General features: G+C 72.6%; 16 protein-coding genes and 1 pseudogene. 16 read left to right on the forward strand and 1 reads right to left on the reverse strand.

Annotation, left to right across the window (positions count from 1 at the left end; translation table 11 throughout):
* Genes NLX94_RS16800 through NLX94_RS16825 form a run of 6 tightly spaced genes read left to right on the forward strand, consistent with a single transcriptional unit; the run spans position 1 to position 3,951 of the window.
* Complete coding sequence (locus NLX94_RS16800) at positions 1-168, forward strand: hypothetical protein (protein ID WP_254383598.1); 168 nt, start codon at positions 1-3, stop codon at positions 166-168.
* A 5-nt stretch (positions 169-173) separates the two neighbouring features.
* Positions 174-815 (forward strand): imidazole glycerol phosphate synthase subunit HisH, encoded by a 642-nt coding sequence (hisH, locus tag NLX94_RS16805; RefSeq protein ID WP_254383959.1) that lies wholly within the window; start codon positions 174-176, stop codon positions 813-815.
* A complete protein-coding gene (gene priA, locus NLX94_RS16810; RefSeq protein WP_254383600.1) occupies positions 815-1,549 on the forward strand; it encodes a bifunctional 1-(5-phosphoribosyl)-5-((5-phosphoribosylamino)methylideneamino)imidazole-4-carboxamide isomerase/phosphoribosylanthranilate isomerase PriA in 735 nt (244 codons plus the stop codon). Before hisH ends, priA begins: the two co-directional genes overlap by 1 nt.
* Complete coding sequence (locus tag NLX94_RS16815) at positions 1,546-1,950, forward strand: RidA family protein (RefSeq protein WP_254383601.1); 405 nt, start codon at positions 1,546-1,548, stop codon at positions 1,948-1,950. The genes priA and NLX94_RS16815 overlap by 4 nt, the downstream gene beginning before the upstream one ends.
* A complete protein-coding gene (gene hisF / locus NLX94_RS16820; RefSeq protein WP_254383603.1) occupies positions 1,947-2,702 on the forward strand; it encodes an imidazole glycerol phosphate synthase subunit HisF in 756 nt (251 codons plus the stop codon). Before NLX94_RS16815 ends, hisF begins: the two co-directional genes overlap by 4 nt.
* Positions 2,703-2,730: 28 nt before the next feature.
* Positions 2,731-3,951 (forward strand): MFS transporter, encoded by a 1,221-nt coding sequence (locus NLX94_RS16825; protein ID WP_254383605.1) that lies wholly within the window; start codon positions 2,731-2,733, stop codon positions 3,949-3,951.
* A 413-nt stretch (positions 3,952-4,364) separates the two neighbouring features.
* On the opposite strand, the gene NLX94_RS16830 is transcribed toward NLX94_RS16825, so the two are convergent.
* Positions 4,365-4,997, reverse strand: coding sequence for a TIGR03085 family metal-binding protein (locus tag NLX94_RS16830; RefSeq protein ID WP_254383606.1), 633 nt, complete (start codon positions 4,995-4,997; stop codon positions 4,365-4,367).
* A 92-nt stretch (positions 4,998-5,089) separates the two neighbouring features.
* Between NLX94_RS16830 and hisI the strand changes: the two genes are divergently transcribed.
* The 10 genes and pseudogenes from hisI to NLX94_RS16880 all read left to right on the forward strand — a co-directional run.
* Complete coding sequence (hisI, locus tag NLX94_RS16835; protein ID WP_254383608.1) at positions 5,090-5,470, forward strand: phosphoribosyl-AMP cyclohydrolase; 381 nt, start codon at positions 5,090-5,092, stop codon at positions 5,468-5,470.
* 31 nt (positions 5,471-5,501) lie between these two features.
* Complete coding sequence (locus tag NLX94_RS16840; RefSeq protein WP_254383610.1) at positions 5,502-6,992, forward strand: anthranilate synthase component I; 1,491 nt, start codon at positions 5,502-5,504, stop codon at positions 6,990-6,992.
* 14 nt (positions 6,993-7,006) lie between these two features.
* The gene (locus NLX94_RS16845) at positions 7,007-7,678 is read left to right on the forward strand and encodes a TIGR02234 family membrane protein (protein WP_254383612.1); all 672 of its coding nucleotides are present in this window, start codon (positions 7,007-7,009) and stop codon (positions 7,676-7,678) included.
* 96 nt (positions 7,679-7,774) lie between these two features.
* Positions 7,775-8,026: an HGxxPAAW family protein gene (locus NLX94_RS16850; protein WP_254383960.1), complete on the forward strand. Its 252-nt coding sequence runs from the start codon at positions 7,775-7,777 to the stop codon at positions 8,024-8,026.
* Positions 8,027-8,089: 63 nt separating this feature from the next.
* Entirely contained in the window at positions 8,090-8,566 is a 477-nt protein-coding gene (locus NLX94_RS16855) for a DUF2752 domain-containing protein (RefSeq protein ID WP_254383614.1), read from the forward strand.
* A 162-nt stretch (positions 8,567-8,728) separates the two neighbouring features.
* Positions 8,729-9,538, forward strand: a complete 810-nt coding sequence (gene trpC / locus NLX94_RS16860; RefSeq protein ID WP_250743801.1) for an indole-3-glycerol phosphate synthase TrpC — start codon at positions 8,729-8,731, stop codon at positions 9,536-9,538.
* Between the two features lie 9 nt (positions 9,539-9,547).
* Entirely contained in the window at positions 9,548-9,757 is a 210-nt protein-coding gene (gene trpM / locus NLX94_RS16865; RefSeq protein ID WP_254383616.1) for a tryptophan biosynthesis modulator TrpM, read from the forward strand.
* A gap of 199 nt (positions 9,758-9,956) precedes the next feature.
* Positions 9,957-11,222 (forward strand): tryptophan synthase subunit beta, encoded by a 1,266-nt coding sequence (trpB, locus tag NLX94_RS16870; RefSeq protein ID WP_254383618.1) that lies wholly within the window; start codon positions 9,957-9,959, stop codon positions 11,220-11,222.
* Positions 11,219-12,031 (forward strand): tryptophan synthase subunit alpha, encoded by an 813-nt coding sequence (trpA, locus tag NLX94_RS16875; RefSeq protein WP_254383620.1) that lies wholly within the window; start codon positions 11,219-11,221, stop codon positions 12,029-12,031. Before trpB ends, trpA begins: the two co-directional genes overlap by 4 nt.
* A gap of 143 nt (positions 12,032-12,174) precedes the next feature.
* Positions 12,175-12,957, forward strand: a pseudogene (locus NLX94_RS16880) (DsbA family protein); the annotation flags it as partial.
* Positions 12,958-13,149 lie beyond the last annotated feature (192 nt).

The following is a 13,149-nucleotide window of genomic DNA, read 5'->3' on the forward strand; positions in this document are numbered from 1 at the left end:
GTGAACGGGCTCAACACGATCCTGATCTTCCTCGGCCTCTTCCTGGCCGGTGGCGCGTATTCCTTCAAGAAACAGGACATCTCCACCTCCGTCGTCGTCCTGCTCGGCCTCGCCTCCGTGATGTGCCTGGTCGCCGGAGTGCTGCGGATCCAGGGAATTTGGGAGTGAGCACCTTGGCCCCCACCAAGAAGGTCGTGGTCTTCGACTACGGCTTCGGCAACGTCCGCTCCGCCGAGCGCGCCCTCGCGCGCGCCGGCGCGGACGTGGAGATCACCCGCGACTACGACAAGGCCATGGACGCCGACGGACTCCTCGTCCCCGGCGTCGGAGCCTTCTCCGCCTGCATGCAGGGGCTCAAGGACGCGCGCGGCGACTGGATCATCGGCCGCCGGCTCTCCGGCGGCCGCCCGGTCATGGGCATCTGCGTCGGCATGCAGATCCTCTTCGAGCGCGGCATCGAGCACGGCGTGGAGACCGAAGGCCTCGACGAGTGGCCCGGCACGGTCGGCCCGCTCCAGGCCCCGATCGTCCCCCACATGGGCTGGAACACCGTGGACGCCCCGGCCGACAGCCAGGCCTTCGCCGGCCTCGACGAGGACGCCCGCTTCTACTTCGTGCACTCCTACGCGGCCCACGACTGGTCGCTGGAAGTCACCAACCCGCTGATCAAGGCCCCCAAGGTCACCTGGGCCACGCACGGCGAGCGGTTCGTCGCGGCGGTGGAGAACGGGGCCCTGTGGGCCACCCAGTTCCACCCCGAGAAGTCCGGGGACGCCGGCGCCCAGCTCCTCACCAACTGGATCGAGACCCTCTGATGACGACGTCGAAGAAGCTCGAACTGCTCCCCGCCGTCGACGTCCGCGACGGCCAGGCCGTCCGGCTCGTGCACGGCGTGTCCGGCAGCGAGACCTCCTACGGCTCCCCGCTCCAGGCCGCCCTGGCCTGGCAGTCCGCCGGCGCCGAATGGCTGCACCTGGTCGACCTCGACGCCGCCTTCGGCACCGGTGACAACCGCGCGCTCGTCGCGGAGATCACCGGCGCCATGGACATCAAGGTCGAGCTGTCCGGCGGCATCCGCGACGACGCCACGCTCGCCGCGGCCCTCGCCACCGGCTGCACCCGCGTCAACCTCGGCACCGCCGCCCTGGAGACCCCCGAGTGGGCCGCCAAGGCCATCGCCGAGCACGGCGACAAGATCGCTGTCGGCCTCGACGTGCGCGGCACCACCCTCAAGGGCCGCGGCTGGACCAGCGAGGGCGGGGACCTCTACGAGACCCTCGCGCGCCTGGACTCCGAAGGCTGCGCCCGGTACGTCGTCACCGACATCGGCAAGGACGGCACCCTCACCGGCCCCAACCTGGAGCTGCTGACCAACGTCTGCGCCGCCACCGACCGGCCCGTCGTCGCCTCCGGCGGCATCTCCTCCCTCGACGACCTGCGCGCACTGGCCGGGCTCGTCGGGGCCGGCGTCGAGGGCGCCATCGTAGGCAAGGCCCTGTACGCCAAGGCGTTCACGCTCGAAGAAGCCCTGAAGGTGGTCTCCGCATGAGTTCTGAGAACAACTCCGCCGTCCGCCGCATCTCCTCCGGCGGCCCCTACGAGGACGTCCTCGGCTACTCCCGCGCCGTGCAGCTCCCCAATGGCCTCGTCCTGGTCTCCGGCTGCACCGGGGCCGACGCGGGCGGCCCGTACGACCAGACGATGAAGGCCTTCAGCGTGGCCTTCGCCGCCCTGGAGCAGGCCGGGCTCGGCCCCGAGCACGTGGTCCGCACCCGCATGTACCTCACGCACGCCCGTGACGTGGACGAGGTCGGCCGCGCCCACAGCGAGCTCTTCGACAAGGTCCGCCCCGCCTCGACGCTCCTCATCGTCAACGGGTTCGTCGACCCGAGCATGGTCGTCGAGGTCGAGGTCGAGGCCTTCGGCCCCGTCGGGGGAGGCGCGGAATGACCCTCGCCGTACGGGTGATCCCCTGCCTGGACGTGGACAACGGCCGCGTGGTCAAGGGAGTCAATTTCCAGAACCTGCGCGACGCCGGCGACCCCGTCGAGATGGCCAAGCTCTACGACGCCGAAGGCGCCGACGAGCTGACCTTCCTCGACATCACCGCCTCCTCCGGCAACCGGGAGACGACCTACGACGTGGTGCGCCGCACCGCCGAACAGGTCTTCATCCCGCTGACCGTGGGCGGCGGCGTCCGCACCGCCGACGACGTGGACAAGCTGCTGCGGGCCGGCGCCGACAAGGTCGGCGTGAACACCGCCGCCATCGCCCGCCCCGAACTCATCCAGGAGATCGCGGAACGCTTCGGCCGGCAGGTATTGGTCCTGTCCGTCGACGCGCGCCGCACCACCTCCGGCTCCTTCGAGGTGACCACCCACGGCGGCCGGCAGAGCGCCGGCATCGACGCCGTCGAGTGGGCACACCGGGCGGCCGAGCTGGGCGCCGGGGAAATCCTGTTGAACTCGATGGACGCCGACGGTACCAAGGACGGCTACGACACCGAGATGATCGCGGCCGTGCGCAAGCACGTCACGGTCCCGGTGATCGCCTCGGGCGGCGCGGGCAGGCTCGCGCACTTCCCGCCGGCGATCGCGGCGGGCGCCGACGCGGTGCTCGCGGCGTCCGTGTTCCACTTCGGCGACCTGCGCATCGGCCAGGTCAAGGACGCGCTGAGGGAAGCGGGCCACCCGGTCCGCTGAGGCCTGCTTCGCCCGTGGGGGGCCCGCAGTGAACGCGAACGTGTGGCGGGACGGCAACGTCCTGCGCTGGCTGGCCGCCTACGGGGCTTCGCTCGTCGGGGACGGGGTCTACTTCCTCGCCCTCGGCTGGGCGGCCGCCCAGGCGGCCGGACCGGCCGAGGTCGGCCTGGTCATGGCGGTCGGCGCGATACCGAGGGCGCTCCTCATGCTGGGCGGCGGGGTGATCGCCGACCGCTTCGGACCCCGGCTGGTGGTGATCTCCTCCGACGCGGTGCGGTGCGCCGTCGTCCTGGCCCTGGCGCTCGTCCTCGCCCTCGGCTCCCCGGGCCTGTGGGTCCTCGTCCTCGTCGCCCTGGTCTTCGGCATCGTGGACGCGCTGTTCATGCCGGCCGTCGGCGCGCTGCCGCCGAGGATCGCCGGCCCCGGGCAGCTGGTACGGGTCCAGGGGCTGCGCAGCCTCGCCGAACGCGTCGGGCACACCGCCGGGCCGCCGGTGGCGGGGCTGGCGATGGGGCTCGGCGGGCCGGCGTCGGCCTTCGCGGTGGCGGCGGCGCTGTTCGGGGTCTCGCTGGTGCTGCTGATGGCGGTACGGATCGCCCCGCTGCCGGCTCCGGCCGCGGCCTCCCCCTCGGGGGAGAGCCCCTGGCGGCAGCTCCGCTCCGGACTCGGCTACATCCGGCGGCACGGGCTGATCGGGCCCCTCGTCCTGTCCGGGGCGCTGAGCCAGCTGGGCACCTCCGCGCCGCTGACCCTGGGGCTGATCCTCGTCTCCGAGGAGCGCGGGTGGGGGCCCGGCGGGGTCGGCTGGATCATCGGCGGGATGGGTCTGGGCGCGGCGTCGAGCGCGCTGCTGCTCACCCTGATCCCGAAGTTCCCCCGGGCCGGGGCCATCCAGAACCTCACCCTCATCGTCGGCTCGGCCGGCATCGGCGGGCTGGTCCTGGCGCCGAGCCTGCCGGTGGCCGTGGGGCTGGCGGTGCTGACGGGGCTCGTCTGCGGGATCTGCGGCGGCCTGGCCATCGCCCTCATCCAGACCGCCACGGATCCCTCGTACCTGGGCCGGGTCAGCTCGGTCATGGCCTTCACGGCGGTCGGCCTGGCCCCGCTGGCCTATCCCGTCTTCGGCCTCGCCGCCGACCTGTGGGGGGTCACCCCGGTGTTCCTGGCGGGCGGAGCGGTGAGCATGGCCGGAGCGATAGTCGGCACCTCGGCCCCCGCGGTCCGCCGAGCGGAACTCGCCCTGGCCTGACCCTGCGGGGCCGTCCCCGACCCGCCCTTCCACCGTTCCCCGGGCTCCGCCCGGACCCCCCTGGGGCTCCGCCCCAGACCCCGCGCCTCAAACGCCGGCGAGGCTGGATGTGGCCGGCGCCGCAGCCAAGACCAGCCCCTCCGGCGTTTGAGGAGCGGGGGTCCGGGGGCCGGCCCCCGGCAACGGCGCCGCACGCGGCAACGGGTCCGGGGCGGAGCCCCGGGGAACGGGCGAAGGGCGGGTAGGGGACCCAGCCCCCGCAGGGCCGAGCCAGCCGCACCCGCCCACCGGCACCCACGCCAGACGGCAGTGGCGCCCGCGCCGACCAGCCACCGCCGGACGGAGTCCGGCGCAGCGGCGCGAAGCCGGGGAGGCCCGCCAGGGCCGAGCCGCGCGAGCGGCGCAAAAAAAATTCAAATGCCGAGCTGGGTCACCGTGAGCTTGGCGACCGCCTCCTTCGGGCCGTCCAGTTCCACCGCGGCAGCGTCCTGGCGGCCGAAGCAGAAGAGCGTCAGCTCACCCGGCTCGCCCGTGACCGTCACCACCGGCGCCCCCTTGTGGGCCACCGCCGTCTGGCCGTTCGGGCGGCGCAGGACCAGGCCCACGGGGGAGCGGCGGCCCGTGAGGCGGGCGAGCCTTTCCAGGCGGGACCAGAGGGAGTCGGAGAAGACCGGGTCCAGCACCCGCGGGGACCAGTCCGGCTGGGCGCGCCGGACGTCCTCCGCGTGGACGTAGAACTCCACCGCGTTCGCCGCCTCGTCGATCTGCTTCAGGGAGTAGACGGACATCTTCGGCGGGCCCGTGCGGATCAACTGGATGAGTTCCTCGTACGGCTTGGCCGTGTACTCCTCCATCGCCTTGTCCAGGCGGGCCTTCAGCACGTTCAGCAGCAGTCCGCCCGCCGCGTCCGGGCGACGCTCCCGGACCACCACGTGCGCGGCGAGCTCCCGCGTCCGCCAGCCGTCGCACAGCGTCGGCGCCTCCGGGCCGGCGGACTCCAACAGGTCGGCCAGCAGCAGTCGTTCACGCTTCGCATGGGTAGACATGCGGGCCAGCCTACGGCTGGAACCCGCCCCGTGCCTGCCCATCAGGCGGACAGGGATCCTTGATCGTCCCCCGGGCCCGGCACAATGGCCCCATGAGTACGTCCTCCCTCGATCCCGCCATCGCCGCCCGCCTCAAGCGCTCCGCGGACGGTCTGGTCCCGGCCATCGCCCAGCAGTACGACACCGGTGAGGTGCTCATGCTCGGCTGGATGGACGACGAGGCCCTGCACCGCACCCTGACCACCGGCCGTTGCACGTACTGGTCGCGCAGCCGTCAGGAGTACTGGGTGAAGGGGGACACTTCCGGCCACTTCCAGCACGTGAAGTCCGTCGCGCTCGACTGCGACGCCGACACCGTGCTCGTCAAGGTGGACCAGGTCGGCGCGGCCTGCCACACCGGTGCCCGGACGTGTTTCGATGCCGACGTCCTCCCCCTGGCCGGTCCCTCCGGCCCCACCGCCGAAGCCGAATAGCCGAAGCCGATCACAAGTAAGGTCCCACGCCATGGATCTTGAGACGTTCCGCAAGCTCGCGGCCGACCGCCGCGTCATCCCCGTCAGCCGCAAGCTGCTGGCGGACGGGGACACGCCCGTCGGGCTCTACCGCAAGCTGGCCGCAGAACGCCCCGGGACGTTCCTCCTGGAGTCCGCCGAGAACGGCCGCTCCTGGTCGCGCTACTCCTTCGTCGGCGTCCGCAGCGCCTCCACCCTCACGGTCCGGGACGGTCAGGCCCACTGGATCGGCACCCCGCCCGTCGGCGTCCCGACCTCCGGCGACCCGCTGGAGGCCCTGCGCCGGACCGTGGAGGCCCTGCACACCCCCCGGGACCTGGCGTCCGGCATGCCGCCCTTCACCGGCGGCATGGTCGGCTACCTCGGCTACGACATCGTGCGCCGCCTGGAGCGCATCGGCGAGCACACCCGGGACGACCTCGAGCTCCCCGAGCTGACCATGCTGCTCACCTCCGACCTGGCGGTCCTGGACCACTGGGACGGAACCGTCCAGCTCATCGCCAACGCCATCAACCACAACGACCTCGCGGCGGGCGTGGACGAGGCGTACGCGGACGCGGTGGCCCGCCTCGACGCCATGGAGGCCGACCTCGCGCGGCCCGCCCCGTACCAGCCGATGCCGCTGCCCGACTCCGAGCTGCCGGAGTACTCGGCCCTGTGGGGCGGCGAGAAGTACCAGGCCGCCGTGGAGGACGTGAAGGAGCGGATCCGGGCCGGCGAGGCCTTCCAGGTGGTGCCCTCGCAGCGGTTCGAGACCCCGTGCAGCGCCTCCGCGCTCGACGTGTACCGGGTCCTGCGGGCCACCAACCCCTCCCCGTACATGTACCTCTTCCGCTTCGAGAACGGCTTCGACGTCGTCGGGTCCAGCCCCGAGGCGCTGGTCAAGGTCGAGGACGGGCGGGCCATGGTCCACCCGATCGCCGGCACCCGGCACCGGGGCGCCACCCCGCAGCAGGACAACGAGCTCGCCGACGAGCTGCTGGCCGACCCCAAGGAGCGCGCCGAGCACCTCATGCTCGTCGACCTCGGCCGCAACGACCTCGGCCGGGTCTGCGAGCCGGGTTCGGTGGAGGTCGTCGACTTCATGAGCATCGAGCGGTACTCGCACGTCATGCACATCGTCTCCACCGTCACCGGGCGGGTCGCCGAGGGCAGGACCGCCTTCGACGTGCTCACCGCCTGCTTCCCGGCGGGCACCCTGTCCGGGGCGCCCAAGCCGCGCGCCATGCAGATCATCGAGGAGCTGGAGCCCACCCGCCGCGGGCTGTACGGCGGCTGCGTCGGCTACCTCGACTTCGCCGGGGACTCCGACACCGCCATCGCGATCCGCACCGCGCTGCTGCGCGACGGGAAGGCGTACGTGCAGGCAGGCGCGGGTGTCGTCGCCGACTCGGTGCCCGAGCTGGAGGACGCGGAGTGCCGCAACAAGGCCGCCGCGGTGCTCCGCGCGGTCGCGGCGGCGAACCGCCTCCACGGCGCCTGAGCCCGTAGGGGATAGTGGGGTACGTGAGTGCCGTACCCCCGCCCCGAACCGAACACGCCGATGCCGCCGAGACCGGGGCCCCCTCGGGCCGCGGCGGCCGCCGCAGCGTGGCCGTCGCCCTGCTGCTCGGCGCGCTCGGCGCCACCGTCGTCCTGCTCGCCTCCGGCCGCGTCTGGGCCCGGGGCGTCGCCGCCGTCGGCGGCGGCTCGCTGCCGGTGACCGCCGACGGGCGGGCCGTCACCGGCCTGCCCGCCGCCCTGGCCATCGTGGGGCTCGCCGCCCTGGTCGCCGTCTTCGCCGTCCGCGGCCGGAGCCGGCTGCTGGTCTCGGCGCTGCTCGCGCTGAGCGGCCTGGGTGCGGCCCTGGCCGCCCTGGCCAACGCCGACGGGCGCAGCGCACTGGACGCGGAGGCGGCCCGTACGACGGCCGACACGGCGGCCCAGGTGGCCGGCCTGACCCATACGGCATGGCCCTACGTGACGGCGGCCGGCGGGGCGCTGATCCTGCTGGCGGGACTGCTCGCGCTGCGCTTCGGGCGCGCCTGGCCCGCGATGGGCGGGCGCTACGAGCGCGACGGCAGCCCGCGCCCCCGCAAGGCGGCCGTGGTGGACCCGGACCGGCCCGAGGACCTGTGGAAGGCCCTGGACCGGGGCGAGGACCCGACGGGTCCCGATCCGACCCCGTGAACGAGGCCGTCCGCCGGTGCGGGACAATGACCATCGAGCGTTCGACACAGCATGTGCGGCGTGCGACAGAGCACACCCGAGTACGAGGAGCAACTCATGGCGGGCACTAGCCACGGACACACCCCGGCCGCCTGGACCGGTGTCATCATCGCAGTCATCGGTTTCTGCATCTCCGGCGCCTTCATGGTCCTGGCGAACCCGCTGGGCTTCTACGCGGGCCTCGTCGTCGTCGTCATCGGCGGTGTCGTGGGCATGGCGATGAAGGCCGCGGGCATGGGCGCGCCGAAGGCCGCGCACAAGGACCTGTCCGAGGTCATCGCCGCGAACCGCGTCGCCGCGAAGGTCTGACCGGGCGGTAGCGCACACGCGGGTTTTCGAAAGGCGCGGCCCTGTCGGGCTGCGCCTTTTGTCATGAGCGGAGAGAATCAGCGGGTGGACGCCTCCTCTGGAACGACCGACCTCGCGCCGCCTCCCGCGCCCGCGCCCGTATCCCGGGCCGGCCGGCTGGCGCGTCCGGCGCTCGTGCTGGGTGCGGCCGCCGCGGCCCTCGCGTACGTGGGGACCGTGGATCCGAACGAGCCGGGCCACTATCCGGTCTGCCCGCTGTTCCGGCTGACGGGGGTCCTGTGCCCCGGCTGCGGAGGGCTGCGCAGCGCCCACGCGTTCGCCCATGGCGATCTCGTGACAGCTATCGGGGCAAATGCCATGGCGGTCGCCGGCTACTTCTTCTTCGCCGGTTTCATGGTCCTGTGGCTGGTTCGGGCCTATCGGGGGGTGGCGTCCCCGAAGCTCGTCGTACGGCCGTTGTACTGGTGGGCGCTGGGCGTGGTGGCCGTCGTCTTCTCCGTTGTCCGGAACCTGCCCATGGGCTCCTTCCTGGCCCCCTGAGGCCCGGCAGAAGCAACGATTCCGGATGTCCACTTAATGGGACGCCGTCAACCGCGTGCGGAGGGCAAGGCGTCCTGCGGATACCATTTGAACTGCTGACCTTGCAGTTGTACGTGTCTGCAAGGCGGCCGACCGTCATCGACCCGGAAGGGGGCCGCTCGCGTGAGTGTGCTCGACGAGATCATCGAAGGGGTCCGCGAAGACCTTGCCGAACGGCAGGCTCGCGTCAGCCTCGACGAGCTCAAGGAGCGTGCCGCCAAGGCGCCCCAGGCCAAGGACGGCGTCGCTGCCCTGCGCGGCGACAGCGTCAAGGTGATCTGCGAGGTCAAGCGTTCCAGCCCCTCCAAGGGTGCGCTGGCCGCCATCGCCGATCCGGCCGGGCTCGCCGCCGACTACGAAGCGGGCGGTGCGGCGGTCATTTCCGTCCTCACCGAGCAGCGTCGTTTCGGTGGCTCGCTGGCCGACCTGGAGGCCGTCCGCGCCCGCGTGGACATCCCGATCCTGCGCAAGGACTTCATCGTCACGGCGTACCAGCTGTGGGAGGCCCGCGCCTACGGCGCCGACCTCGTGCTGCTGATCGTCGCGGCCCTGGAGCAGGAGGCCCTCGTCTCCCTCATCGAGCGGGCCGAGTCCATCGGCCTCACCCCGCTCGTCGAGGTCCACGACGAGGAGGAGATCGAGCGTGCGGTCGCGGCGGGCGCCAAGATCATCGGCGTCAACGCCCGCAACCTGAAGGACCTCAAGGTCGACCGCTCCACCTTCGAGCGGATCGTCGGCGAGATCCCGGCCCACATCGTCAAGGTTGCCGAGTCCGGCATCCGCGGGCCGCACGACCTGATCGCCTACGCGAACGAGGGCGCGGACGCCGTCCTCGTCGGGGAGTCCCTGGTGACCGGCCGCGACCCGAAGGCGGCCGTGGCCGACCTCGTCGCCGCCGGCGCCCACCCCGCCCTGCGCCACGGGCGGAGCTGACCCGTCCCCATGGCCCGAAACCGCCCCTCCGTCCGCACCCGACCGGGCTCCGGCCTGGCCGGTGTGCCGACGGCGCACGCGCCCCTGGCGCGCGGCTGCCGCCCTCGCGGCTGCCGCGCCCCGGCCCGGCGCGTGCGCGGGCGGCGGGTCCGGTACGTGATCGGCTCCGAGCCCGGTCAGGTCAACGGCATGCGATGGCGCCCCGGAGCCGCGTCGTAACGAGGACCGCCGCACGCGGTGTACGTCGTACACCGCCTGCTTCGGCGTCCCCCTCCACGGTCCGCCACCCCGAGCCGCCGGCTCCGGGGCGGACCGCTCCGCACCGTCGTACGGCATGCCCCAGCGGGGTGTGCGCGTCCGGGGCGGACGGCGCAATACGGTGAAGACATCCGCGTCGCATCCGTAGGAGTACCTGGGCATGTCCAGCGCCAGCAGTTTCTTCATCCCGGACCCCGAGGGTCACATCCCGAACGCCGAGGGCTACTTCGGCGACTTCGGCGGCAAGTTCATCCCGGAGGCGCTCGTCGCCGCCGTGGACGAGGTCGCCGTCGAGTACGAGAAGGCCAAGGGCGACCCGGCCTTCGCGGCCGAGCTCGACGACCTGATGGTCAACTACACCGGCCGCCCCAGCTCCCTCACCGAGGTGCCCCGGTTCGCCGAGCACGCGGGCGGGGCGCGGATCTTCCTCAAGCGCGAGGACCTGAACCACACCGGCTCGCACAAGATCAACAACGTGCTGGGCCAGGCGCTGCTCACCAAGCGCATGGGCAAGACCCGCGTCATCGCCGAGACCGGCGCCGGCCAGCACGGCGTGGCCACCGCCACCGCCTGCGCCCTGTTCGGCCTCGAGTGCACCATCTACATGGGTGAGATCGACACCCAGCGCCAGGCCCTGAACGTGGCCCGGATGCGGATGCTGGGCGCCGAGGTCATCGCGGTGAAGTCCGGTTCGCGGACCCTGAAGGACGCCATCAACGAGGCGTTCCGCGACTGGGTCGCCAACGTGGACCGCACCCACTACCTCTTCGGCACGGTCGCCGGACCCCACCCCTTCCCGGCGATGGTCCGCGACTTCCACCGCGTCATCGGCGTCGAGGCCCGCCGCCAGATCCTGGAGCGCGCCGGCCGCCTGCCCGACGCAGTCGCGGCGTGCGTGGGCGGCGGATCGAACGCGATCGGCCTGTTCCACGCCTTCATCCCGGACACCGACGTCCGCCTGGTCGGCTTCGAGCCCGCCGGGCACGGCGTGGAGACCGGCGAGCACGCGGCCACGCTGACCGCGGGCGAGCCCGGCATCCTGCACGGATCGCGCTCCTACGTCCTGCAGGACGAGGAGGGCCAGATCACCGAGCCGTACTCCATCTCGGCCGGTCTGGACTACCCGGGCATCGGCCCGGAGCACTCGTACCTCAAGGACGCCGGCCGGGCCGAGTACCGCGCGGTCACCGACGACCAGGCGATGCAGGCCCTGCGGCTGCTCTCGCGCACCGAGGGCATCATCCCGGCCATCGAGTCGGCGCACGCCCTCGCGGGCGCCCTGGACCTCGGCAAGGAGCTCGGCAAGGACGGGCTGCTCGTCGTCAACCTGTCCGGCCGCGGCGACAAGGACATGGACACCGCCGCCCGCTACTTCAACCTGTACGACGCCGAGACCACCGGCAGCACCGAGGGGGAGACCAAGTGAGCGGCAACATCGAACTCCTCTCGGCCACCCTCGCCAAGGCGAAGTCCGAGGACCGCGCGGCCCTCGTCGCCTACCTCCCGGCCGGCTTCCCGACCGTGGACGGTGCCATCGAGGCCGTCAAGGCCGTCATCGCCGGCGGCGCGGACGTGGTCGAGATCGGCCTCCCGCACAGCGACCCGGTCCTGGACGGCGCCATCATCCAGACCGCCGACGACATCGCCCTGCGCGGCGGGGTCAAGATCGCGGACACCCTGCGCACCGTCCGCGAGGCGCACGAGGCGACCGGCGCCCCGATCCTCGTCATGACGTACTGGAACCCCATCGACCGCTACGGCGTCGAGCGGTTCACCGCGGAGCTCGCCGAGGCCGGCGGCGCGGGCTGCATCCTGCCCGACCTGCCGGTCCAGGAGTCCGCGCTGTGGCGCGAGCACGCGGCCAAGCACGGTCTGGCGACCGTCTTCGTCGTGGCTCCCAGCAGCAAGGACGAACGCCTCGCCACCATCACCGCGGCCGGCTCCGGCTTCGTCTACGCCGCGTCCCTGATGGGCGTCACCGGCACCCGCGAGTCGGTCGGCAACCAGGCGGCCGACCTGGTCCGCCGCACCCGCGCCACCAGCGACCTGCCGGTCTGCGTGGGACTGGGCGTCTCCAACGCCGCCCAGGCCAAGGAGGTCGCGGGCTTCGCCGACGGGGTCATCGTCGGCTCGGCCTTCGTGAAGCTGCTGCTCGACGCGCCGGACCTGCCCGCAGGGCTGGCCGCCGTGAAGGCACTGGCGGGCGAGCTCGCCGCGGGCGTGCGCCGGAGCTGACGGGCGTGCGCCGGAGCTGAACGGGCGGCGCGTTCGATCGGGCAGCCGGACCCCTGAACGGGTTCTGTAGCCCGATCGGGTGGAAGTGGGGGCAGGGAGGCACGAGAGTGCCTCCCTGCTTCGTTTGGCCGAACGTGAGCGACATGAACGACGGTGCGAACCGCGATGCGACCAAACGATCGGCCCGCGAGCGACTCCAGCTGGAGCGCGAGAAGCAGAAGGCGAGGGACAAGCGCAGGCGCACCCTCGTCGTCTCGGCGGCGGTGGTCGGCGTGCTCGGACTGGCGGCCGTCGTCGGCCTGATCGCGGCCAACGCCGGCAAGGGCGGATCCTCCGCCAAGGGCGGCCCGCTGGTCGCCCCGTCCGGGGCCACCGGCAAGGACGCGCTCGCCATCCAGACCGGCAAGGGCGAGGCCCCCTCCACGCTGACCGTGTGGGAGGACTTCCGCTGCCCCGCCTGCAAGGCCTTCGAGACCAACTACCGGGACACGATCCACGAGCTCGAGGCCAAGGGCCTCCTCAAGGTCGAGTACCACCTCGTCACCCTCATCGACGGGAACATGGGCGGCAGCGGCTCGCTCAAGAGCGCCAACGCGGCGGCCTGCGCCCAGGACGCCGGGAAGTTCGCCCCGTACCACGACGTGCTCTTCGACAACCAGCCGGAGGAGACCGACGACGCCTACGGCAAGAACGCCAAGCTGCTGGAGCTCGCCGGGAAGGTCGACGGACTGGACACCCCCGCCTTCCGCACCTGCGTCGAGGACGGTACGCACGACAGCTGGGTGAACAAGTCGCAGGACGCCTTCCGCACCGGCAAGTTCCGCGGGACCCCGACCGTGCTGCTCGACGGCAAGGACATCTTCGGGGACCAGGCCAACCCGCTGACCCCGCAGAAGCTGAAGGAGACGGTGGAGGCGGCCGGCAAGAGCGGCCCCGGCGCCGCGAAGGCCTCCCCGTCGGCGTCCGGGTCGCCGTCGGCCAAGGGCTCGGCCTCGCCGTCGGCCTCCGCGCAGGGCTCGGGGAAGGCCTCCTCCGGCCGGTCGGCCACGCCTTCGGCCTCCTCCGCGGGCGCCTCCGCGGCCCCGTCGGCACGCTCGGCGGGGCGGTCTTCCAGCGGC

This window comes from Streptomyces sp. TBY4, from assembly GCF_024213195.1.
In the GTDB taxonomy this organism is placed as follows: domain Bacteria; phylum Actinomycetota; class Actinomycetes; order Streptomycetales; family Streptomycetaceae; genus Streptomyces.

Bases quoted from the DNA above. Each gene is read 5' to 3' on its own strand.
- priA (WP_254383600.1), top strand. From the start codon at position 815: ATGACGACGTCGAAGAAGCTCGAACTGCTCCCCGCCGTCGACGTCCGC.
- NLX94_RS16815 (WP_254383601.1), top strand. From the start codon at position 1,546: ATGAGTTCTGAGAACAACTCCGCCGTCCGCCGCATCTCCTCCGGCGGC.
- hisF (WP_254383603.1), top strand. From the start codon at position 1,947: ATGACCCTCGCCGTACGGGTGATCCCCTGCCTGGACGTGGACAACGGC.
- NLX94_RS16830 (WP_254383606.1), bottom strand. From the start codon at position 4,997: ATGTCTACCCATGCGAAGCGTGAACGACTGCTGCTGGCCGACCTGTTG.
- hisI (WP_254383608.1), top strand. From the start codon at position 5,090: ATGAGTACGTCCTCCCTCGATCCCGCCATCGCCGCCCGCCTCAAGCGC.
- NLX94_RS16840 (WP_254383610.1), top strand. From the start codon at position 5,502: ATGGATCTTGAGACGTTCCGCAAGCTCGCGGCCGACCGCCGCGTCATC.
- NLX94_RS16850 (WP_254383960.1), top strand. From the start codon at position 7,775: ATGGCGGGCACTAGCCACGGACACACCCCGGCCGCCTGGACCGGTGTC.
- NLX94_RS16855 (WP_254383614.1), top strand. From the start codon at position 8,090: ATGAGCGGAGAGAATCAGCGGGTGGACGCCTCCTCTGGAACGACCGAC.
- trpM (WP_254383616.1), top strand. From the start codon at position 9,548: ATGGCCCGAAACCGCCCCTCCGTCCGCACCCGACCGGGCTCCGGCCTG.
- trpB (WP_254383618.1), top strand. From the start codon at position 9,957: ATGTCCAGCGCCAGCAGTTTCTTCATCCCGGACCCCGAGGGTCACATC.